At 67.5% G+C, this 21,451-nt stretch carries 17 protein-coding genes and 2 pseudogenes; 8 read left to right on the forward strand and 11 right to left on the reverse strand.

The features are described from left to right. Positions 1 to 22: 22 nt before the first annotated feature. Positions 23 to 370 carry a hypothetical protein gene (locus tag C1I95_RS09480; RefSeq protein ID WP_111213421.1) on the forward strand — a complete coding sequence of 116 codons (348 nt, stop codon included), beginning with the start codon at positions 23 to 25 and terminating at the stop codon, positions 368 to 370. A 77-nt stretch (positions 371 to 447) separates the two neighbouring features. Here the strand turns inward: C1I95_RS09480 and C1I95_RS09485 are convergent, their stop codons facing one another. Both C1I95_RS09485 and C1I95_RS09490 read right to left on the reverse strand, forming a co-directional pair. Then, positions 448 to 1,533 carry an outer membrane protein assembly factor BamB family protein gene (locus C1I95_RS09485; RefSeq protein WP_111213422.1) on the reverse strand — a complete coding sequence of 362 codons (1,086 nt, stop codon included), beginning with the start codon at positions 1,531 to 1,533 and terminating at the stop codon, positions 448 to 450. Positions 1,534 to 1,737: 204 nt separating this feature from the next. Then, on the reverse strand, positions 1,738 to 2,025 hold the full coding sequence (locus tag C1I95_RS09490) for a hypothetical protein (protein ID WP_233513444.1): 288 nt from the start codon (positions 2,023 to 2,025) through the stop codon (positions 1,738 to 1,740). 276 nt (positions 2,026 to 2,301) lie between these two features. Here C1I95_RS09490 and C1I95_RS09495 point away from each other — a divergent pair, with 276 nt between their 5' ends. Then, on the forward strand, positions 2,302 to 2,763 hold the full coding sequence (locus C1I95_RS09495; RefSeq protein WP_233513445.1) for an IS1096 element passenger TnpR family protein: 462 nt from the start codon (positions 2,302 to 2,304) through the stop codon (positions 2,761 to 2,763). 322 nt (positions 2,764 to 3,085) lie between these two features. On the opposite strand, the pseudogene C1I95_RS09500 reads toward C1I95_RS09495, so the two are convergent. Both C1I95_RS09500 and C1I95_RS09505 read right to left on the reverse strand, forming a co-directional pair. Then, positions 3,086 to 3,823: pseudogene (locus C1I95_RS09500) on the reverse strand (GNAT family N-acetyltransferase); the annotation flags it as partial. Between the two features lie 20 nt (positions 3,824 to 3,843). Further along, positions 3,844 to 4,119 carry a hypothetical protein gene (locus tag C1I95_RS09505; RefSeq protein WP_146605681.1) on the reverse strand — a complete coding sequence of 92 codons (276 nt, stop codon included), beginning with the start codon at positions 4,117 to 4,119 and terminating at the stop codon, positions 3,844 to 3,846. A gap of 66 nt (positions 4,120 to 4,185) precedes the next feature. Between C1I95_RS09505 and C1I95_RS35755 the strand changes: the two genes are divergently transcribed. Next, positions 4,186 to 4,365 carry a TetR/AcrR family transcriptional regulator gene (locus tag C1I95_RS35755; protein ID WP_199523666.1) on the forward strand — a complete coding sequence of 60 codons (180 nt, stop codon included), beginning with the start codon at positions 4,186 to 4,188 and terminating at the stop codon, positions 4,363 to 4,365. Between the two features lie 42 nt (positions 4,366 to 4,407). Continuing rightward, complete coding sequence (locus tag C1I95_RS35760) at positions 4,408 to 4,794, forward strand: TetR family transcriptional regulator C-terminal domain-containing protein (RefSeq protein WP_199523667.1); 387 nt, start codon at positions 4,408 to 4,410, stop codon at positions 4,792 to 4,794. A gap of 369 nt (positions 4,795 to 5,163) precedes the next feature. On the opposite strand, the gene C1I95_RS09520 is transcribed toward C1I95_RS35760, so the two are convergent. After that, the gene (locus C1I95_RS09520; RefSeq protein WP_111213426.1) at positions 5,164 to 8,448 is read right to left on the reverse strand and encodes an NACHT domain-containing protein; all 3,285 of its coding nucleotides are present in this window, start codon (positions 8,446 to 8,448) and stop codon (positions 5,164 to 5,166) included. Between the two features lie 626 nt (positions 8,449 to 9,074). Beyond that, positions 9,075 to 9,758: a hypothetical protein gene (locus C1I95_RS34760; RefSeq protein WP_146605682.1), complete on the reverse strand. Its 684-nt coding sequence runs from the start codon at positions 9,756 to 9,758 to the stop codon at positions 9,075 to 9,077. A 583-nt stretch (positions 9,759 to 10,341) separates the two neighbouring features. Between C1I95_RS34760 and C1I95_RS37315 the strand changes: the two are divergent. The 3 genes and pseudogenes from C1I95_RS37315 to C1I95_RS35175 form a co-directional block, all read left to right on the forward strand. After that, positions 10,342 to 10,506: pseudogene (locus C1I95_RS37315) on the forward strand (IS701 family transposase); the annotation flags it as partial. Positions 10,507 to 10,605: 99 nt separating this feature from the next. Next, on the forward strand, positions 10,606 to 10,971 hold the full coding sequence (locus C1I95_RS35170; protein WP_158566333.1) for a hypothetical protein: 366 nt from the start codon (positions 10,606 to 10,608) through the stop codon (positions 10,969 to 10,971). Positions 10,972 to 11,041: 70 nt separating this feature from the next. Then, entirely contained in the window at positions 11,042 to 11,350 is a 309-nt protein-coding gene (locus C1I95_RS35175; RefSeq protein WP_158566335.1) for a hypothetical protein, read from the forward strand. A gap of 335 nt (positions 11,351 to 11,685) precedes the next feature. On the opposite strand, the gene C1I95_RS09540 is transcribed toward C1I95_RS35175, so the two are convergent. Both C1I95_RS09540 and sigJ read right to left on the reverse strand, forming a co-directional pair. Continuing rightward, the gene (locus tag C1I95_RS09540) at positions 11,686 to 13,797 is read right to left on the reverse strand and encodes an MMPL family transporter (protein WP_111213429.1); all 2,112 of its coding nucleotides are present in this window, start codon (positions 13,795 to 13,797) and stop codon (positions 11,686 to 11,688) included. A 121-nt stretch (positions 13,798 to 13,918) separates the two neighbouring features. Continuing rightward, positions 13,919 to 14,860 (reverse strand): RNA polymerase sigma factor SigJ, encoded by a 942-nt coding sequence (sigJ, locus tag C1I95_RS09545; RefSeq protein WP_111213430.1) that lies wholly within the window; start codon positions 14,858 to 14,860, stop codon positions 13,919 to 13,921. Between the two features lie 210 nt (positions 14,861 to 15,070). Here sigJ and C1I95_RS09550 point away from each other — a divergent pair, with 210 nt between their 5' ends. Beyond that, positions 15,071 to 15,733, forward strand: a complete 663-nt coding sequence (locus tag C1I95_RS09550) for a DoxX family protein (protein WP_199523668.1) — start codon at positions 15,071 to 15,073, stop codon at positions 15,731 to 15,733. Between the two features lie 173 nt (positions 15,734 to 15,906). On the opposite strand, the gene C1I95_RS09555 is transcribed toward C1I95_RS09550, so the two are convergent. The 3 genes from C1I95_RS09555 to C1I95_RS09565 form a co-directional block, all read right to left on the reverse strand. Then, positions 15,907 to 18,396 (reverse strand): excinuclease ABC subunit UvrA, encoded by a 2,490-nt coding sequence (locus C1I95_RS09555; RefSeq protein WP_111213432.1) that lies wholly within the window; start codon positions 18,394 to 18,396, stop codon positions 15,907 to 15,909. 199 nt (positions 18,397 to 18,595) lie between these two features. After that, positions 18,596 to 19,126: a pyridoxamine 5'-phosphate oxidase family protein gene (locus C1I95_RS09560; RefSeq protein WP_111213433.1), complete on the reverse strand. Its 531-nt coding sequence runs from the start codon at positions 19,124 to 19,126 to the stop codon at positions 18,596 to 18,598. Positions 19,127 to 19,488: 362 nt separating this feature from the next. Continuing rightward, a complete protein-coding gene (locus tag C1I95_RS09565) occupies positions 19,489 to 20,988 on the reverse strand; it encodes an OmpA family protein (RefSeq protein ID WP_158566337.1) in 1,500 nt (499 codons plus the stop codon). Positions 20,989 to 21,451: the final 463 nt, after the last annotated feature.

Below are 21,451 nucleotides of genomic sequence, written 5' to 3' on the forward strand. Positions count from 1 at the left end.
GTGTGCGGCATGATGGGCGTTCATGGGCACCATCGACCCGTACGTGACCATCGCGGAACCGACCTTCGTGGCACGGTTCCTTCTCAATCCCAACACGGACACCGAGGAGTCCGTAGCCAATGTGGATGCCTTCGTCGGTCTTCCTGACGACTCCAGTTGGGCGTTGACCATCTTCACCGTCGAGGAGGTCCGCCGCCTGCTTGCGAGATGGAAGGAGACCGGTGAAGTCGCGAACGGGAGTTACTTCTGGGCCATTGACCAGCTGATCGTGCCGGAGCCGGGCGTGCCAGCCATGACCACAGCGATCCGAGAGCTCGTTCGCAGTGGGGAGATCGCAAGCGTCGGCGTCCGATACGAGGATCCGGACTGACGCCGCTTGGGGTACCCGCGAGGGATGGTGGCTCAGGATGGGTGCCGCGCACGGGTGGCGCCGTGAGCGGATACTCGCTAATGATGCGGGGCGGTTGCGGTGGTCGGACGATCGAGCGTGACGAGGTGACCTTTGCCGATTGCGTGCGTCAGACCATTGTCTCCGGGAACCAGCCGGTCAATCCGCGCCGATAGCCGTATGCGGGCGACGACGTCGCCGGCGCGGTCGATGGTAGCCAGCGAACCGTCCGCGAAGGCGAACAGCACGCCGCTGGACACCAAGGCCGAAGCGAGGGCTATGCCATGCGGTAGATGCCGTACGGTGGTGACGGCACCATGACTTAGGTCGATGACCGCGATGCCGGCGTCCTCGACGAGCCACAGCGTGTCGCCGTGGAGGATCGGCGTTTGTGGGCGGAGGTCACGCTCGTGGTGCCACAGCACCTGCACACCGTCCAGCGAATGAAAAGTCATGACCGTGCGTCGACCACAGAGGAACGCGACACGGCCATCGTCGCTGACTCCGTAGCCGTCCCCGGCATCGGGAATGACCACCGGCTCCGGCAGCGTCCACTGCCTCAGGATGGCCCCGGAGGTGCCCATCACCAGTAGTTTCGGCAGACTGGTGCCCGCGATGAGCACCGCATCGGCGGCAGAGTCACCTTCGGGCCTCCAATGAACCGGCTGCGGCCAGGCAAGTGGACCGGCTCCGACAACCGCAGCGCCATCGAACGGCAGGCACCTGCCGTCGGCAAGGGCGACCCGCGTCAACGGGTGGTAACCGCGCCACCCTCCGAGCAGAACAGCAGCGCCGCAGACGCTGATGTAATGCCGCAGGCTCATGCCGGGCGTCGACCACAATCGTCGCCCGCTGTCCAGGTCGAAGCAGTGCAGAACTCCTGCTCGGCTCAGGTATAGGCAGCACTCACCCGCGATAGTGGCCGTGCCCCAGCAATCCTCGACACGCTGTTCCCACAACTGCACCCCGCTACGCGGGTCCAGCCGGACCAGACGCGAGTGCCGCTCCGCCACGACGAGAGAACCGGCCGCCACCGCGACCGCGTGCAGGCCCGAACTCAGGTGCAACGGCCGCGACCACGACACGCTGACCGACTGATCCACCACGGCATGATCGCACGCATCGGCAAAGCGGGAGACACGCACTCAATTCGGCAGTTTCCAGCGACAATCCACCGACGTCGAGCCACGCTGCGTGACGTACGGATCGCGGCTCAGTACACCTGACCTTCGCCGATACCCAGCCACCGGTCAGGCAATGCGCCCGGCAGCTACCCGAACGAACTGACATCGACAGGGTCGCATGCCGGCCCTGTCCCGCCGGTGACGTCGGCGGCGATCAGTTCCTGATTAGAAGGGGGGTGCGTCCTCGCCCATCAACGCCAGCACGACGCCTCCCTTCCCGCGCTTGAGGCTCTGGACCACGACCTTGCCGGTCCTGCCGTCGGGCAGCTCCAACGTAAAGGTCTTCCCGACCGCGTTCTTGGGGCCATTGCCGGCGCTGTTGGCGGGTCGGAAGTCGCCTGCCCACGGCGGAATCCCACCCTTGCGGGCGGGCTCGGCGAAGAGCGCGGCGGTGCCGGGGGTCCTGGTGCCGTCCGAGGAGAGAAGCACTGAGGCGCTGCGATAGGTAGCCATATACGGCAAGGCTATCCCGGACTGCGCTCGTTTGCGCCACGACAACTGCGCCGTGTGTCGGCGTACGACTCTGGGTGTCCAGGCAGGTACGGCTGAGCCTACCCAGCCACGGACCTCGCCTGGGGCGGTGTCGGTGACGTTGCGTAGTCTTCGGGGGCGTGTCGACGGTTCTCGGTGGGAGGGTGAGCGGTGGCGCGTACCTGGCTGTCCGTACGAGTCGAGCTGGTGTCCGGTCGTGGCATTGACCTGTGGCCTCGACCTGGCAGGGTCTTCGCCGTGAGCCGGTCGCATGCCTTCGGCCAGTTCGCGGACGCGATCAACCTTGCGTTCGCCCGTTGGGACCTCGCCCACATGCACATGTTCACGATGGCCGATCAGGCCCAGATCACGCCGCTTGAGCTGTGGGATGGCGAGGCACCCGAGGGCCGCATCGACAGCGCCAGGACCAAGCTGAGCCGGCTGGGCGGCGGCGAGCAGTTCGCGTACGTGTTCGACTTCGGTGACGACTGGGCGCACCTGTGCACGGTCGCCGAGTCCCGCATCGACCCGCTGGAGACGCTCGGCGGCCTGCCTGCCGAGCCGACGCCGTACTTCGGCTGGGGTGAACTGCCCGATCAGTACGGCCGGCGCTGGGACGGCGACGACGGCGAGTCAGCGGCGCCGAAACCGCCGCGTCGACCGCTTGCCGACCTTCCGCCGCTCCTGCCGTGGTGGGGACCACGCCAACGCGGACAGTAACGGCCCGCAGATCATCGACGATAACCACCTGGGCACGTTCACGCGTACCTACCTGGGCATCCGAACTCGTACGCCGACACCCTGACGCGAACGGCCACAGGAAGGCGACCTTGATCTGCTCTCACCCCTTGGGTTGACCGTGCTGCCCGCAGCCCAAGGGCCAGACCACGGCCGCCGAACCTGCAGCTTCGACGGCCGACAGCCGCCGGCTCGGCCGACCTCTCGCCACCGCGTCCGCACTTGCACGCACCAGGCCCAGACGCCTCCGAGGTTGTCGGCGCGCACGATCGGCCGGACTAAGGGGTTCAATGGACCGGCAGTGTCAGCGTTGTCTGGCGGATAGGTCCTTGGTGAGGCAGGTGGTTCCGTCAGGGCTGGGCAGTGGTATCGACTGGTAGCCTTCGCTGTGATAGAGGTCGATGTTCCGTAGGCTTTTGGCGCCGGTGGACAGGAGGATGCGGCGGCAGTCCGGTTGGGCGGCGGCTTCGGCGGTGTGTAGCAGCCACCGGCCGAGCCCCTGGCCTCGCAGGTCGGGCACGACGGCGAGCCGACCCAGGTGCCAGTCGGTGTCGACGCGACGGGCCCGCACCATGCCCAGCAGTCGGCCGTCCCGCCAGATGCCGGTGGTGTGCCAGGTCGCCAGCCAGTCGCGTACCTCTTCCAGCGACTCGTGCAGGGCCGGTATGGCGATGGTGTCGTTGACGACGGCCTCGTCCACCCAGCAGCACCGCTGCAGCACGGTGACCTCGGGCGCGTCGTCGGGGGTCAGCCGTCTCGCGTAGGACCCTGGCAGCGGTCCGGACAGGGTCCCGGCTCGTGTGCGTTCGCGCATCGGTCGTAGGGCGTGGGCGACTCGGACCAGTTCGTCCAGCAGGTCGACAGCCGCCGTGTCGTGGGCCGTGTCGGGCCGCTGCCGACCATTTTCGGTTGCGTCACCGATGCGGATCGCGACCGTGGCGCCCAGCGGAACCAGGCGCAGCGTGGTCACCACCTGCTTAGCGTGCTGAACCGACCGGGTGCCCGCCGAAGTGTGGCCGTAGCTGACGAAACCGATCGGCTTCTTGTGCCCCCCTGCGCCCGTCATGCTGCCTTCCTCAGCAAGATGCTCAGGCGAATGGCGGAGATCAGGAAGAAGATCCCGCCGAGGGTGGCGTAGCCGCCGACTCCGGCGATGTTGCCGGCGCCCTGGAACGCCTGGGCCAGGAAGCCCGCCCCGGCCAGGACCGATATGCCACCGCTGAGGATCTGCGGCACCTGACCGCCGGAACGCCGCTGCCGCACGGCAGCGATGAGCTGGGGAATCCCAGAACCCACGGCCCACGCACCCCAGACCCCGAGGGCGGCGGTGATGGACACCCAGCGCTGGTGCAACCAGCCGGACCAGGATGGGAGCAGGACATTCACGCCGATATCACCGAACCGGTGACGCGCACCCCGACAGGGTCTGCCACGAGAGCGCGCATCCTCACCGCCGCGAACGAGCTGTTCTACGCCCAGGGCATCCGCGCCACGAACGCCGACCGCATCATCGAGCAGGTCGGCATCACGAAGGTCACCTTCTACCGCCACTTCCGCACCAAGAGCGAGCTCGTGGTCGCGTAGCTGGAGGAGCAGGCGGCCGCAGAGCGGGGATGGATAGAGAGCGTGCGCCGCAAGGGCGACCCCGTGGGGTCACTGCGCACCCTCGCCACCGGCATCGGTGCCGCGAGCTGCCGTCCGGGATTCCGAGGCTGCGCATTCATCAACGCCGCGGCGGAGTTCACCGATCCCGACGACCCGGTCCGAGAAGCCATCGACGCGCACCGCCGATGGATGCTTGATCAATTCGCCGACATCGCCACAGAGGCAGGGGTGGACGACGTCGGTTCCACCGCGAGGCAGCTGATGATCCTGCGAGACGGAGCGATGGTGAACGGCTACCTCGGTGAGTCGTCGTCCGTGGCCGACTCCCTCAGCGCGGCGTTCTGCTCGATCATCACGACGGCGGTGCCCGCGGTCAGTGAGACGACCAGAGACACCGGACCCCTGTGACCTGTTGCGCGGTTGCGCAAAGGGTCCCGGACCTCTCTCCGCGCCCTCGGCGTCGATGTCCTTGTCCGCCTGCTCACCTGCCCCGAGGCCACTGAACTCGGCCTGTCCGGGGAGGCGTCGCCGCCCACCACGCGCGCGCCGGCATCGGACACGGGCATATGGGGAGTCTCGCATTGCCCGCCCACACTCTGCCCTGGGCAGTCCGTCCACGGGCGCGTCAGATGTGTGGGTAAGCGCGTCGTAATCTTGGTGTCCGCGTGATCACGCGGCGTCTATGGCGGGGACCGGCACGATCACGAGGTCATCGCCAGGACCATCAAAGGTGATCGGCGTTCGCCGCTGTCTAACGGTGCCAATATCCCATTGCCCTTACCCGGGCCCGCCTGCGGTCGGGGCGTTGTCTCCCGAGCGGGCGAACAGGGCGTCGGTGAGGTCTGGGGCCGTGCGTTCGAGTTCCGGTTGGCGTCCGGCCTCGATCAGGGCTGCGGCCAAGCGAGGAAGGTCCGCATGCTCGGCTCCCTTGCCACCGACGATCGCACGCAACGCCGGGACGAGCACACGGCGGTCGATGCTACGTGCGTCCTTTCGGATCAGGTCCGCGGCGAGCCCAGCTCCGTACCAGTCTTCCGCGGCCCTCGAAGCAACCAGGCAATGAATCGCGCAGACAGCCGCGCGCAGAGTCATGCACCCTTCGTCAATCAGTTCATGGACTATTCCGCACACCTTGTCCGGCGGCAGACGGTGCGCCTCGGCGCGCATGGTGCCCAGCACTATCTCCGTGGCGTCCCCGATGGCCGGCGTAGTCCTTTCGTCGAACGGGGCCAGGTCCGCCACGGCGGAGGCAGCGTCAGTGCAGGCGGCGACCAGTTCTTCCGAGGGCGCGTTCAGTGAGACCGCCAGCCACATCCGGATGAGGGTGTGCGCGACCGAGAGGTGGCCGCCGTACTCGCGCTCCGCGAACTGGGTCAACGCCGCAGGTATCCGGCGGATCAGCGGCTCCAGGGCATGAAGCAGCGTGTCGTCGCTTAAGTGGTTGCTCAGGTGCATGGACCTGAGCGCGGGCGGTATCTCGAAGGCGGCCTTGAAAATTCCGTCTCGGCTCTCGCCGGGTTCTAATGCGTTGATCCAGTAGACGTTCATCGGATCCGGGAGGTCGGCCGTCCAGTCGCGCGCATGCTCGACCACGATGTCGCGGCGGCCATCGTGCCAGGTGCGGGTGACCTTGAGAACCTCCATGGTGTCCATCCACATGCCGCCGGGAACGGCAGCCTGCCACTGCAAGGCCGAGTTGCGCAGCCAGGCCGCCGGGTCGTTGGTCCGGTTGAACAGTTCAGACGCACGCAGTTCACCGCCGCAGGCCAGGGTCAGCAGAAAGAGGTTGAACGAGTAGGTGGCCATCCAGTGGTCAATGCGCTTGTCGACTGGGCGGTAGCGGCTCTCGGCATACTGCGGGCGGGTCATTGCCTGAGAGGTACGGCCAGTCAGCCAAGTGCGGATACGGTCGCGGTCGGGGCCGTCGAGCAGGCCGGCGATGAATGGCAGGACCGTGGCGCGGGCGGTCAGCGGCGTGAAGCCGAGCAGGGACCGCAGCAGGTCGTCGTCGTTCGACGGGCCGAAGCGCAGAGCCAGCGTGCTCGCCGATTCGCGGGCCTCGGTGTCGCGGACGGCCTGCACGACGAGGCGGGACACGAGGTATTCGCCGAACGTTGCGTGCAGGAACTCGCACGTCTGCCGGGTTTGGTCCTCCTGAACCGCTTGGGCGCGCTGTATGAAGAAAAAGCGCCCGACCATCTCCTGACCGGCCGTGAGCGGGCTGCGAAAGGCCTCGGTGCGGCCCGCGCGCGACGGGGCGATGCCGAGGCTGGCGAGGTCGTCGTCCAGCTCGCGCTCGGTGGCCCACAGTCGCAGGCGATGGAACATCGCGAAGGCGACCACCGACAGGCGCAGAAGCTCCTGCTCGACCAGCCCCGGCACGGCCGAATCGGGCTGTCCCGCGTGTACCCGGCGCACCTCACGCTCGGCGAAGGAGGCCAGCAACCGCTCGTAGAGCTGGCCGTCGTCGAGAGCCGCGGCGTCGTCCTGCAGAGCGTTGCCAGTGGCGTCGTAGAGGGCGAGCATGAGCAGCAGCAATGGCTGTTCGGCGAGGTCGCGGAAGCGGAGAACCACATCCGGCGTCAAAGGTTTGACGAGCCGACTGGTCTGGTTCCAGACGGTTAGCCAGCGCTTGATCTGGGCGTCGTCGAACGGCTCGAGGCGTACTGCGAGCGCGCCGACGGGCAGGCGGGCGCGGTCTGCGACGGCGATCCGGGTGGTGACCATGACCGCGACCGGGCGGCCCAACGCTGCCTCCCGCTGCTGGAACTTGACGACCCGGTGCAGGTAGTCGGACTGATGCAGGCCGGTGGCCTGCAGGAGCTCGTCGAAGCCGTCGAGCAGGATGACCGGCAGGGCGCCGCCGGCGTCGCGAGAAAGCTCTGCCCAGGACACTGTTTCACCGATCGCCAGGCGCAAGGCCCGTTCGATCTGGTCTTGGATCTCGGCCTCAGCGGGCACCTCGCGTAACGGGACCCGGCAGACGAAGAAGTCGCCGGCGGGCAGGCGGGCGGCGAGGACGCGGGTCAGCGAGGACTTCCCGGCGCCCGGCTGGCCGAGCAGCAGCATCGGAGCCTCGGTGGCCTGAGTCGTGGTCAGGTGGGCGGCGAGGAATCCGGCGAAGTCGTCACGCAGGTTGGCGGCGCCGGCCCACCACTGGTCGTCCGCCGGACGGGCACCCGAATCGGCCGTCCGGACCCGAAAGCGCGGATCGAGGTACGCGGCTCCGAGCCTCGGCAAGAGCAGTTCCCCCGTGTCGCCGCCGAGAATGGGACGGTCGAGCTCGGCGCGATAGGCGCGGGACAGCGCGGACCGATGGAGGCCTGGGTCGCGCCCCGAGTCGGCCCGCAGCAGCAGCGCCTCCAGACGTTCCAGGCCCCGGGCGGTGGCGCGCGCTTCGAGGCGATCGGCCCAGAGCGCGAACTCGGGGATCTCCTCGGCGAGGCGGCGGTGGATCTCGTCGTAGCGGGCGACGGCCGCAGCGGGCAGCCGCCGGTGGAGCAGATCGGCCAACATGCGGCGCGCGCGCTCGTCGGCATGGTCCCAGACGGCCAGTCCGGTGAGATGGCGGCTCATGCGCGTCGACTCAGCGGCGAACCAGCCCTCCAGCGCAGTCAGGAGGCTCGCGTACGGGAGATCGGGCGCTGGTAGCGGGACGGGCGCACGCAGGAATTGGTCGACCAGCGTGCCCTCGCCTTGGCCAGCGGCGAATTCGAGCTGGTCGTCCCGGGTGAAGTCGGGCCTGCGGATGCCTGCCGCAGTCAAGCATTCGTCAAGCTCCTCGAAGAACGCGGTGATCACCAGGACGGTGTGTGCGGCCTGGAGCCGCTCGCTGCGATCGTGGCGCCCCAGCCCGCGCACCGAATCACTGATCTTGGCGGTGACCAGGCCGCCGAGCCGAACAACCTCGGCCCTGGCGTCGAAGAAGCTGATTGCGATATCGCTGCCGCCTACGGTCGCTAGGGCGAGCGCGCCGCCGAGCAGGTTGTCGACGGCCTTCGCGAGCGGCCCGGAGCCGCCCAGGATCTTGAGGGCGTCGGCATAGGACAGACGATGCGGCATCGCTATATGATGGCGCACCTGGTGAACTTGCTCAGCGTGGGCAGATGAGTCCGGTCATATGCCATGGCAGCGGGGCCCACAAGCGGCTGATGCTCTTGCCTGGGCGTGAGTTGCAGTTCGCTGTGAACGACGATCATGGATTCGTGGTGGACGTCGCCCCTCGACGTGAACTCCCACGACAGTCGGCCGGTTCCCGCTACGCGGACCAGCGGCGAAGTCACGCGCTGCTCGTCTGGCTACGGCAGGGAAGTCGATGGTGGCGGGGGAGTGGTGCGAGGACTCCTTTACTCGGCCGGTTTTTGCTGTCCGAAACATCGGGCCGGCCTTTCTGGCTTCCTGGGGACCACGCCGGTCAAGTGCGCCGGCCGGTAGCGCTCCTTGACCGTTGGTCAAGGTCTCAAGCGCCGCTCGGGATACCTGCCGAAACGTTCGCTTTCTGCATCACGACGGCCCGCAAGCGGGCCGTGCCACCCGGTCCCGGCCTCCTGGCGACCTCCGGCCAGCACCGGCCGGCCCCACGGAAGGCCAAGACTCGAAGCCTCAGGGTTCCGCCCCGAACCCCGACCTTCCTCAGAGATCCGCTCCTCTGCTCGCGGCTTCTGTTGCTGGCATAAGCCGCGTAGTCCTCAGTCGCGGGAAGGATCTGGTGCGTCGGTGCATCTGTCGACGGGGTTCACCGGTGAAAGGGTTCTTGGGTAGAAACGGATTAGCCATGTGGTTCCGTCCTTGGCGGACAGTTCAATCTCGTCGTTCTCCACGAATCTAGCCCGGCCGAACTGCCATTCCGGATCGGAACCAGAAATTTCCTCGATGAAGCAGGCCAGATCCTCGCTACCCTCGCGGCTGGCGAGGCCCTCCCGGCTTTGTAGCCGCAGCAAAACGCTTCCCGAGCTGAAGAGCCCAGGCGATCGGTACGAAACAAGCCTGAAATCGGGAGACGTTGCGACGACCGAATCCCAGTAGTCTGGCTCGAATCGAGCGAGGGAGCCGAGCAGACTGAGAAGCAGGGCGGTGGCAGCTACGACCGCCGCGACTGTTTCCGATGCGACACGCAAAACGCGGCGCCTCATACCGAGGTGGGCGGCTGCCGCAACTAGGCCGGCGGCGAGTGCGCTGCCCAGGAGCGGATGGGCCAGCGGCCGCAGGTAGATGTGCCCCCCTCGCTTGGGGCTACCGCATAGCAGGCCGTCTCCGTCGCACCAGGCCAATCCTCCGAGCCCGTCCGCGTTCGCGAGGAACGTCACCGCAACCGTCACTGCCGCGGCAACCAAGAGACCTACTGCGAGCCAACGGCGAAGGACCAGTGTCACGGCCGGCAGTATGCCAGGGGCAGCATCGCACCGGTGCCCCTTGAACGGCGGCCGAGGGCCAATGGCGGTCAGCTCCTTACCGTGGGTGCCGGCGTGTCGGCGCAGGTCGACAGGTCATTGCCGTGCGTCTTTCGGCCGTGTCCATACTTCCTAACCCTGCTGTCGCTGAGCGTGTCAGCGCCCGGGGGGCAGGTGGGGACCACACGGTGTGCGCGATGGTGGGCGGCATGCCGTCGGCTGCACGGCCTGATCTTGGATAGCGTGCGTGACGTGCGTGGACGTGTGGCGAATCGTCCCGGGGGTCAAGGGGTCGTCGGTTCGAATCCGGCCGTCCCGCCAGTGGGAGGGTTTCCGCAGGTCAGAGACTTGTGGGGGTCCTCACTTTATTGTTCGGCATGAACGCTTGGTCTAGCGCACCGCTGTTGGACTCCTTGACTCGGGTCGTTTGGTTAGCCGATCTTGGCTGTCTCCGCTGTGTATCGCCTGGTGGGCGTGCCGATCCGGCGCGGTCGAATTCATCGTTGGACTCCTCAACGGCGACCGATATTCGGGCAAATGGGATGAAGCCGCGCCGTGTGGTGGTCATGTGGCCGCAACCTGCCGCAACGACGACATGATCACCACCACGATGGGTGCCGCCCGCGCCGACCAGATCATGGCCGCGATGCCTGCTCGGACGTGGTGTCGGCTGTCGGCCGGCGCTGGCGCGCACGGTCGCCGGGAGTGCTGGTGGGCACGAGTGCCGGTCCCATCTGCAGAGGGCGTTGCGGGGCTTGCCAGCGGGGAAGCGATAGGCTGCCATGGGCGAGAGGGTGAGGTTCGCGCTGTGGGTACAGGCTACGAACCGATGAGCTTGGTCGTGTTGGCCAGCCATCTCGCTTCTGCGGACAGCGATCGGATCCGCTGGAAGTTGGTGTGGGAGTTCCTGGAGGAGTACCGCTGGGAGCCGGCCGAGACCAGGGTCGGGCTGCTGACGGATGAGCCCGGGTCGACCGAGGATGTGCGGTGGGATGCGCTGCTGGCGGCGCTTGCGGAGTATCTACTCGCGCAGGCGGATCTTGCTCCGCCGGAATGGGTCGAGGGGCGGGTGCTAAGGCGGGCCTGGTTCCCGGCCGAATTGGCCATCCACCGCGCCGATGCCCTGGCGTGGGCGCCGGCGGCGTTCCGGAAGCACGGTGTGTACCTGTCGGTTCACGATTTGGCTGCCGCGTGAGCGGGTCGGACGGCGTCCTGATGGGCGTGCGGAACTGGAGCGAGCGTTCACCTGTCCGGGGGAGAGGCTCGTGCGACGCGGTGTCGTCGCTGACATCTTCGTGGTGGGCGGTGCCGCGATGGCGTTGGCCTACGATGCCAGACAGGTGACCAGGGACGTCGATGCGACGTTCGTCCCGCACGGCGTCGTCCCCGACAAGGCCCGTGCGGTGGCCGATGGCCTGGGGCTGCCCCCGTGGTGGCTCAACGAGCAGGCCAGCGTGTACGTCTCCGGAAAGGACGACCCGGGCAGGCGGCGAGTCTTCGACCATCCTGGGCTGCGCGTCCTGGCGGCTTCGCCGGAGCACAGCAGGGCGGCCCCAACGGCGAGGTCTGGCTAATCCGTCCCGACGCCCATCTGGCCTGGCGCGGCCAATCAGGCGCAGACGGTCCGGGGCGCTGGCTGGACGCCGCGCTGCTACAGAGACGCGTCTGAGTTCGCAGCCGAGCCGGCTGTGACCTGACAACGGCGTGCAGATCCGGCGTGATCGTGGCGATCACATCGTCCGGTCACCAGGCGATAGTGCCCATCCGAGACACGCCTCCACAGAGGCCACTCGCTTCGCAGGTTTCCAGCTCAGCACACCCGCCGGCCCAACTACGCAATGACCTGCTCGGCGTCACCTTCGGAGCTGGGCTCTCCGGCCGCGGCCGGAGAGCCCAGCTCCGAAGGTTGTCAGCTGCCCGCGCCCAGGAGAGCGGGTTCGGAAGTGCCCGCGGGCGGCTGGCGGGCGTCGTGATGCTTGAACAGTTTGCTGGGCCACCACATCCATCGATCGGCGTCCACCGTTATCGCGGTGACCAGCACCGAGCGGACGATCATGGTGTCCAGCAGCACGCCAAACGCCACCGTGAACCCAAGCTGCGCCGCGAACACCAACGGCAGCGATCCCAGCGCCGCGAAGGTACCGGCCAATACCAGACCCGCAGAGGTGATCACACCGCCGGTGGCGGACAGTCCGGTCCGCGCGCCCTGTCGGGTGCCATGCAGCTGTGCCTCTTCCCGTACCCGGGTGACCAGGAAGATGTTGTAGTCGATGCCCAGGGCGACCAGGAACACGAACACCAGGAGTGGGAAGTTCGCATCCGCCCCGGCGAAGTCGAACACGTGGTTGAACACCAGCGCGCTCACGCCGAGTGCCGCTCCGAACGACAGCACCACCGTCGCCATGAGCAGCAGCGGTGCGACGATCGCCCGTAGCAGCAGCGCGAGGATGAGGAAAACAACGATCAGTACGACGGGGATGATCACCTTGGCGTCGCGGGCGGCCGACTGTTGTGTATCGAGTGCGATTGCCGTGCTGCCGCCGAGCCGGGCATCCGCGCCCTCGATCTTGTGGACCGCGGTTCTGGCCTGTTCGACGGTGCGCATCGCGGCCTTGCTGCCGGGAGCGTCCTCGAGCGTCCCGAGAACTAATACGTCACCATCCTTGATCATAGGCGCCGCGACGTCGGCGATCCCTGGGACGCCTGACAGCACGGTCCTGACCTCCTCCGCCGAGGCGGCCTTGGCCACGACGTAGATGGGGTCGCCCGACCCGGCCGGAAAGTGCCTGGACTGGATCTCCTCGCCGACGACCGCCTGCGGCTCGTTGGTGAACTGGCCCTTGCTCGGGATCCCATCGGCCTTGAGCCCCATCACCCCGATCGCCATGACACCGAGGACGAGCGCGGTGCCGACCCACACGATCCGCGGGCGGCTGGAGATGGCGGTACCGATCCGCGTCCAGATGCTGTCCTTGGCCGTCCCGACCGAGCCGTACGACGGCTTCACGGGCCAGAAGATCCAGCGGCCGCAGATGACCAGCAGGGCCGGCATCAGGGTGACCATGGCAAGCAGTCCGACCAGGATACCGATGGCACAGGCCGGGCCGAGGCCCTTTGTGGAGTTGAGAGTGGCCAGCAGCAGCACAAGCAGGCTGACAGCGACGGTCGCGGCGCTGGCGATGATCGCGGGACTGGAGCGGTACAGGGCCTCCGCCATCGCCTCGTGCCGATCCTCGTGTCGCCGCAACTCTTCCCGGTACCGGGAAATGAGCAGTAGCGCGTAGTCGGTGGCGGCGCCGAACACCAGTACGGTCAGGATGAGGCTGGTCTGCGTGTTGACGGTGAGCCCGGCATTCTTCGCCAGCAGGTAGATCACCGCTTCCGCCGTGACCAGGGCGCCGCCCGCGGTCAGCAGTGGCAGCAGTGGCAGCAACGGGCTGCGGTAGGTGAACAGCAGGATGACGACCACCACCAACGCGGTGATCGTCCCCAGGGCGCCTCCTCCACTGAAGGCCGTTATCGAGTCGGATGCGTAGCCGGCCGGTCCGGTCACGTGGAACCCGAGACCGTTGGCGTCCCGTTCGCCGATCTTGGTCATCTCGTCGACGACCTTGTGGGCTCCGTCCCAGCCCTCGTTACCGTCGTCGACCTGGACCACGGTCTGGATCGCCTTGCCGTCCTGGGACGTCAATGGGCCCTGTGGCTGCCCGACGACCCTCTCGATGCCCTTGAAGGCTTCGGCGTCGGCTTGGGCCTTGCTTATGTCGGCAGGGGTTACGCCCTCGGGCCGGTCGTAGATCACGATCGCGGGCAGGGTCTCGGCGGGCTGGAACTTCTTGGCCTGGTCGAGGACCTTGGTCGCCTCCGCGCTGCTGGGCAGCCAGGCGGAATTGTCATTCTTCTCAACGTCGCTCAGGTTGCCGGCCAGCATGAAGGCTGGCACCAGCAGGGCGATCCAAGTGGCTACGATGGCCCATTTCATGATCCTGCCACTGGGTAAGGTCATTACTTTGCGCAACATGGGGATTCCTCAGTGTTCAGTCGGCGTGGGAAAGCCGCCCGCTCGGCGACCAAGCGGACGAGCTTGCAAGCCGGCCAGCCGCGTCGTCGCTGGTCAACGCCACACGGGAGTTAGGGGACCGCTACCGGGTCCGCACCGTCCACGGCCGGAGCTTGTCAGGGTGGCGCACCGCCCAGATGCGCGTGATCCGGTCACCTGCGACCTCGAACGCGTACACCGATACGGTGACGCCGTCCTGCTGAGCGATCAGGCCGGGTTGGCCGTTGACCGTACGCTCCAGGATCGTCAGGTTGCGAAGCCTGCCCTCGAGATGGGCTAGGGAGCGCACGATCTGCTCGGCGCCTTCGATCGGGCGGAGCACGGCGCCGACGACGCCGCCGCCGTCGGCGATCGCCGACGCGTCGGGGTCGAGAAGGCCGATGAGGGCCTCGATGTCCTTGGCCTCCCAGGCCTGCTTGAAATTCCTGACGATGTCGGCGCGCCGGGCTGTCGAGGTCGCGGGGGGCTGCGCCGCGCAAACGCGGCGGCGGGCCGAGGACGCCAGTTGGCGGCATGCCGCCGGGGTACGGCCGACGATGTCGCCCACTTCGGCGAAGGAGTAGCGGAAGACGTCGTGCAGGATGAACGCGACGCGCTCGGCCGGGGTCATCGATTCGAGCACGACGAGGAATGCCATGTTGACCGACTCGTCGAGGGTGACTCGGTCGGCCGGGTCGACGGGGATGTTACCTGACCGCCCGTCGATCCATTCCGCGCGATCGGGCAGCGGATCCGGGATCCATTCGCCCACGTAACGCTCGCGCCTGGACCGTGCCGAGGAGAGCACGTTGAGGCAGATGCGGCTGGCGGCCTTCGTCAGCCAGGCACCGGGGGATTGGATGGCTTCCTGCTGTTGTCGCGGCATGGCGTACCAGCGGGCGTAGGTCTCTTGGACGGCATCTTCGGCGTCGGCAAGGGAGCCGAGGAGTCGGTAGGCAAGATTGATCAGCTGACGCCGTTCGTTCATGATCGCGCTCAGGCCCGGATCGGGTCGGCAATGTCCTGGCTCGGATCGTGTGGTCATGGTGTTGCCGACTCCCTTTGGTCGCTTCTGCCCTCACTTAGTTCGACAAGACAGCACACCGAAATGTGAGGTTCGCGCGTCGCCTCACATTCCAAGGGGCTCTGTGGTCGTACTACTGGAACGAACACCCATCCAGCGCCGGCCCGGTGCGGTCGTGCCCGTAGCCGCTGAGGCGGATGTCGTCGAGATCGATTTGACGAGAAGGCTGAGATGAAAACTCACATGACCAGAACTCACCAGCATTCAGCCGACGAAGAGTCGGCCGCCGTCACAAGAAGCGGCCGGACCTGGAGCCGGATCCGCCCCATCGCCTTCTGGGTCACCACGTTCGTAGTCGTCTTCGAGTTGATTGCCGGTTCGGTGTGGAACCTTCTGACGATCGAATGGGTGGAAGTCCAGTTGCACCACCTGGGATACCCGCACTTCTTCGCCTACGTCCTAGGCGCGTGGCAGGCCGGTGCGGCCGTCGCGATCATCGTGCCCAGGCTCCCGTTGCTGAAGGAATGGGCGTACGTGGGTGCCTTTTTCCTGTGGTCGGGTGCCGTGGTGTCGCACCTGTCAGTCGGTGACGGTCTTCAATCGTGGGGGGTGCCGCTGATGTTTGGTGCGTTCGCCATCGCGTCGTGGGTGCTGAGGCCAGCCGACCGTCGGCTCCCGGAGACGCGGCTCCGTCGGAACCGCTCTGCCGGCGCTGGGCAGGATGAGGCCGGTTCGCCGGAAATCCGTTCTCGCGCTTGGGAAATCCGTCCTCGCGCTTGGGTCGTTCCGATCGGGCTTCTGGTTGTGCTGTATGCCGTTTCGTTCCTCACGCTGCCCGTGATGGAGGACGTCATGCGCGAGCAGGCAGTCAAGCTCGGCTGGATCAACGAGTAGCAATCAGGTTTCGACGTCTCGCCGACATGATCCGCGCCCGCGGCCTGCGCCCGGCCGCCTCCGGGCGGCCGGGGATTGGCGCCCTTCCGACCCTCACCGCGAGGCTGGCCCAGTGGCGCGGTGAGGCCGGCGGCGGCCTGCCGCGCGGGACAATCGTTGGGTGGGCCTCGCCCTCAGCGGCGCGCGCCTTCCCGCACCTGCAGCAGCGGCAGACCCGCCGCGTACCGCCGGAAGAAGCGGGCGGTCGGGGTGTCCGCCGTCGCGACGGCGTCCGGGGTGCCCTGCGCGACCACCGTACCCCCGTCCGGACCGGCTCCCGGTCCCAGGTCGATCACCCAGTCCGCCGACGCGGCGACGGGGATGTCATGTTCGGCCACGACGACCGTGTTGGCCGAGTCCAGCAACACGTCGAGCGCATCCACCACACGCTGGATGTCAGACGGGTGCAGGCCCGAGACGGGCTCGTCGAGAACGACGAGGCCGGCTTTGCTGCTGGCAGCGCCGCGCTGGATCGCGGAAGCCAGCTTCAGCCGCTGCGCCTCGCCGCCGGACAACTCTGTGGCGCTCTGCCCGAGTTGGAGATAGCCAAGCCCCACCTGGTTCAGGGCTCCGAGAGTTTCCGCGAGCTGTCGGGGCTTGGAGAAATGCTCCGCGGCCTCGGCGACGGTCAGCTCCAGCACCTGATCGATGGCCAACCCCTGGTACCTGATTTCCAAAGCCTCCGGCTTGTAGCGCCGACCCTCGCACGCGTCGCAGACCACCCACACATCCGGCAGGAAGTGCATGTCGACCAGCTTGCGACCGTAACCGGTGCAGGTCTCGCAGCGGCCGCCACCCGCGGTGTTGAAGCTGAACCAGGAGGCATTGACCCCGCGCCCAAGCGCCACGTCGGTCTCGGCGAACAGCTTGCGCACAATGTCGAACGCTTTGCTGTACGTAGCCGGGTTGGACCGCGGCGTCCGCCCGAGCGGTTCCTGATCGACGACGGCGACCCAGCTGAACCCCTCGAGGCCGGTCACCTCCCGCACCGTGTCGGTCGCCGTCCCGTTCAAGGCGGCCTCCACGCTCGCCCCGAGCGCGCCGAGAAGACTGCTCTTGCCGCTGCCGCTCACCCCGGTCAGGCAGGTGAGCCGACCGGCGGGGAAACTCACCAGGTCCGCCCTGACGTTGTGCGCACGCAGCCCGTGCAGCTCCACCCAGCCGGTGTCGTCCCCGGCCGGGCGGCGGGTCCGGTGCAGCCGTGGCCCCTCACCGGCCAGATAGCGTCCGGTCAGCGACTTCGGGTGGGCGGCCACGTCGGCGGGAGGCCCCGACACTAGGACCTCACCGCCGAAGCGGCCCGCGCCAGGCCCCGTATCGATCACCCAGTCGGCCCGGGCGATCAGCTCAGGGTCGTGCTCGACGAGGAGCACCGTGTTGCCAGCCTCGCGCAGCTCCAGGGCGATGTCGAGCAGGTGCGCCTTGTCCGCCGGATGCAGCCCGGTCCCGGGCTCGTCCAGGACAAAGATGATGCCGCTGAGCTCGGTGCTCAGCTGCGCGGCGAGCCGGGTCCGCTGCAGCTCGCCCCCGGAAAGCGTCGCCGCGCTCCGGGACAGCTGGAGATGAGCCAGGCCGAGCCGGTCAAGGATTGCGAGCCTGCGACCGAGGTCCTGCAGCAGCGGCTCACCCACCTCGCGCTGCCGGGAGCTCAGGTCGTCCGCCATGCGCTTCGCCCAGCGGCGCACCTCCACTACCTCCACCTCGAGCAGGTCGGGATACGTCAGCCCTCCGAGCCGTACGGACCGGGCTGCCTGGTCGTACCCGCTGCCGCCGCAGGTGCCGCAGGGCCGCTTGCGCATGTACGGCACATAGCGCTGCTTGGCGCTGGACGTCTGGGCGTTCACGAACACCCGCTCCACCTCGGCGAGCGCGCCCCGCAGCGGCTGGCTCGAGGTGTAGGTCATCCGTGCGGTCTCATTCTTGTTCGGCATGTCGATGGTCGCCTCGATCTTCTCGTCACCCGTGCCGTACAGCACGCAGTGACGGAACTCCTCAGGCAGCGACTGCCACGACCGGCCGAGGTCCACACCCCGCTTGTCGGCAAGCGCCGGTACGAACGCGTGCTCCCCCGACCGCCACTTCGCGTACCAGGGCGAGGCCCCCTCGAAGAGCGGAAGCTCCGGATGGGTGATGATCAGGTCCTCCTGTGCCTGCCAACGCCCGCCCACCCCGTGGCAGTCCGGACAGCTCCCCTCCGGCGTATTGCGGTCGAAGTGAGCGGTCGTCAGATGCCCGTCCCCACTCTCCGCCGCCGGGTCTGCGCCGATCCCCGGAAGGCGCGAGTACAGCAGCCCCAGGTGCCCGTCGATGCCGGTAATCGTTGCGACCGTGGAGCGGGGGTTGCGGTTCAGACGGCGTTGGTCGACCGCGAGCGTCGGGCCGAGGCCCACGATGCGGTCGACCTTTGGCCGATTGCGCTGGGTGATGTACTGCCGGACGAACGGCGAAAGCCCCTCCAGATACCGCAGCTGGGCCTCGTTGTGCAGGGTGTCGATGGCCAGCGAGGTCTTGCCGCTGCCGCTCACACCGGTGAAGGCGATGAGCCGTCCCTTGGGAATGCTCACGGACACGTCCCGCAGATTGTTGGTACGAGCCCCCACCACGTCGATGGTCCCGCGTCCCATACTCGCGACGTCCCGTACGAATGCAGTCAACCTTCGTCCACCCTCTCGCAAGGCAGCAGGACATGGGCGGAGAGGTCCCCACCCATGTCAATCAAACCGATCACGCCACTACGCGGCAGATCGTCGTCAATTGGGCTGAGCGGCCGCTTCACCAGATCTCCCAGCACGTGGCCGGTCCCGATGCGGCCGGTGCCGGGGATTAGGACTGGGGCACCGCAGTGAGCTTTGCGATGTCGGGAGCGTAGGCGATCATCCAGTGCGGATGCAGCCGGTAGTAGACCACGTCGTTGTCCCAGTCGAAGAAGTCGTCGCCGTAGAAGTCCTTCAAGTACCTCAGCACGTCCGGCCAGTCCGCGGCCGGCGCGCCGTCCTGGGGGTTGAGGATCTCCACCTTGCCGTGCGTGAACACGCCCAGGTCCTCACCGCGTATGTGCGCGGCGCTGACGGCGGGCCGCGCCGCGAGGTGGCGCGCCTTGGCGGCGCCGCGCGCGGTGCCGAAGTACCACTTGCCGTGCAGGAAGTGCCCGTCCACACCGCTGATCCGCGGCTCGCCCTTCGCCGTCACGGTGGACAGGGCGAGGGTGCACATGCCGGTGAGGACCTGGGTGAGCTGCTCCGCGGCCAAGGTGCTCTCAGTGTTGATGATCGAGCGGAGGTGCGAGGTGGAGCGGGAGCGGGAGGCGTCGAGGAGGGCCTGAAGCTCAATGAGGTCTTCCGGAGTTTCGCGCATGGAGGTCCTTATCTTCGGTATCTATCCGTGGTGCCCGGGCCGCGCCCATCATCGACGCCGACCGGTGAAACCATCCTCGACCCAAAACCTGACACCTCGTGTCATGCTTCTTCGTCCGTCTTTCGGGCATCCGCCGCCTGGCCGGACGCCACGCAGCGACCGGCTCTGTTGGGCCAAGGCCCTCAACGCCCTGATGCTCGCCTACCGCGACCGGATCACCATCTAACAGCATCGATCACATCGCAGGCCCCAACAGGGAAATCGACACACTCCCGCCCCTTGGCAGCTGGGCCTGTGTGTTCGCCCGGCATGGAGACCATGGCCGCCTGGCCTCCATGCCGGGCTCCGACCGGTGGATGCCGTTACTGGATGGGGACGTGGAGGTCGCGGAACGGGCCGATCTTGACCTGGAGGCTGTCGGCGGTGTCGGGCAGGGCGAAGAGGTTCCAGAACTCGCGGGTCCGGCCCGGTGCGAACTTCTCGGTGCTGATCCGGACGCCGGAGACGTCTGTGCATGCGCAGTAGAAGTCCACGCCGCCGTCAGTGGGGACCTCCAGGCGGCCGGGCAGGTACTGGCGGCGGGCGGCGACGTCGGTCACGCGGACGTTGGTTGCGGCCTGGTACTTGTACGCCTCCCAGTCCTGAGTGTGGTGAAGGTCGCGGAACCAGGTCTCGGACGATCCCTTGTTGGTGATCTTGTAGGTGAGCAGACCAAGACCGCCGGGCAGTCGGCGCAGGCCGGTGACCTCCATGGCGATGGGCTGGCCGTGCGCCTCTGTGGTGCCGGTCAGGCCGGTCGAGCCGGGAGAGGTCGTGGCCGCCCGTTCCTGCGTAGCGGGCTGAGGCTTCGGGAAGGTCACCGTGACGCGGCGGTTGCGGCGTTTGCCCTCGTCGCTGTCGTTGCTGTACAGCGGGCGGCGCGAACCGTGCCCCTCGGTCTGGAAGCGGACCCCGTTCCTGGTCAGCAGTGCCGACAGGGTCTGCTGTACCGCCTGGGCGCGGCGCAGCGACAGTGGGTCGTTGATGGCGTCGTTGCCGGAGGAGTCGGCGTGGCCCGCCACCGTCACGACTGTGGCGGGGGAGGCGTCGATGAGCTCGGCCGTGCGGGCCAGAACCGATCTGGCTTTGGGGGTGAGGGTGGCCCTGCCTACCGCGAACAGCACGTCGGAGGAGAGGTTGACCTGCAGATCCTTGCCGTCGTCGGCGGTCTCCTCCGATCTGTCCAGCGATTCGGAGGGTAGGACGAGGCGGCGGGTGACTGGGGTGACGGTGTCGGCATCTGGGTCGGGAAAGTCGCCGGTCGGAGCGTCCTCGCTGATGGGCACGTCGAGCATCGGCGGGCCGACGGGGGTGACGACGGTGGTTGTCGCAGGGTTGCCCGACGGCGCGGGTAGCACCGCGTAGACGGTGATCGACTGGCCAGGGTCGATGAAGCGGCCGAGGCCGTCGCGGTCCAAGTCGCTGCACAGGCAGGGGGAACTAGCGGGTTTGTACGGCAGGAGCCAGGTGCGCGCCTGCGCGTCGAGGACGCCGATGCCGGAGGCCCACTTGATCGCGCCGAGCGGGCGGGTGCGATCGCCCATCTCGCCGGGCCACGACAGGCGCTTCTCGGTGCCGGTGTTGGACAGGCGGATCTGGACGACGAGGTGCTTGCCCTTGACCCGGTTGAGGCCGACGACCTCGACCTTCAGATTCTCGGTCATGGTACTGCGGGTTTCCGCCAGGGCCGGTGGGGCGTCTTGACCCGATGCCGTGGCGGCGGCCGCAGGAGCGCTGGAGGCGGGCGGGGACCCGGCATCCTTCTTCGGCAGCACCCCGCATCCGGCCAATGCCACCGTGAGTACGGCGCTCAGGGCCAGCATCCGGCTGGACCTAGGGGACATTGTCTGACGTCGGAAATGACGGAGCGTGGTCATGATCCTCGACTGCGGTTGATGGGGTAGGTCATGAGTGGACCCGGACTGGCGCAGCTTGCTCGCCTCCTCTTCCTCGTGTAAGTCGTGCCGTACGGCTGGCGGGTAGCCGCGTCGTCCGCTCTGGGCCAGAGCCGCCAGCTATCCGTGCCACCTCGACCGGCTCGGCTGTGTCCGCCGTTCGTTCGGTGCGCGCTGGCTCATTGCTGCTCCTGCCTCTTCAACCTTGGTCCCGCCACACGGACTAGACGCCGCTCCCCACCGTTTCGTGACATCTACGAGCAATGAGTTGATCTCAGCAACGCATAAGGGTTGATTGGTGCGACACGGGCGAAGGTGTCGAGTCGGGCGGCAGTGGAAACAGGCGTGGAGCCATCGATAGACACGTCCTTGCGACAGAAACACGTCTTCG

The organism is Micromonospora craterilacus, from assembly GCF_003236315.1.
In the GTDB taxonomy this organism is placed as follows: Bacteria; Actinomycetota; Actinomycetes; order Mycobacteriales; family Micromonosporaceae; genus Micromonospora; species Micromonospora craterilacus.

Excerpts from the sequence above, each read along its gene's own strand:
- C1I95_RS09490 (WP_233513444.1), bottom strand. The coding sequence starts at position 2,025 with ATGGCTACCTATCGCAGCGCCTCAGTGCTTCTCTCCTCGGACGGCACC.
- sigJ (WP_111213430.1), bottom strand. The coding sequence starts at position 14,860 with ATGACCACACGATCCGAGCCAGGACATTGCCGACCCGATCCGGGCCTG.
- C1I95_RS09540 (WP_111213429.1), bottom strand. The coding sequence starts at position 13,797 with ATGTTGCGCAAAGTAATGACCTTACCCAGTGGCAGGATCATGAAATGG.
- C1I95_RS35170 (WP_158566333.1), top strand. The coding sequence starts at position 10,606 with ATGAGCTTGGTCGTGTTGGCCAGCCATCTCGCTTCTGCGGACAGCGAT.
- C1I95_RS09555 (WP_111213432.1), bottom strand. The coding sequence starts at position 18,396 with ATGGGACGCGGGACCATCGACGTGGTGGGGGCTCGTACCAACAATCTG.
- C1I95_RS09550 (WP_199523668.1), top strand. The coding sequence starts at position 15,071 with ATGAAAACTCACATGACCAGAACTCACCAGCATTCAGCCGACGAAGAG.
- C1I95_RS09520 (WP_111213426.1), bottom strand. The coding sequence starts at position 8,448 with ATGCCGCATCGTCTGTCCTATGCCGACGCCCTCAAGATCCTGGGCGGC.
- C1I95_RS09565 (WP_158566337.1), bottom strand. The coding sequence starts at position 20,988 with ATGCTGGCCCTGAGCGCCGTACTCACGGTGGCATTGGCCGGATGCGGG.
- C1I95_RS09480 (WP_111213421.1), top strand. The coding sequence starts at position 23 with ATGGGCACCATCGACCCGTACGTGACCATCGCGGAACCGACCTTCGTG.
- C1I95_RS09560 (WP_111213433.1), bottom strand. The coding sequence starts at position 19,126 with ATGCGCGAAACTCCGGAAGACCTCATTGAGCTTCAGGCCCTCCTCGAC.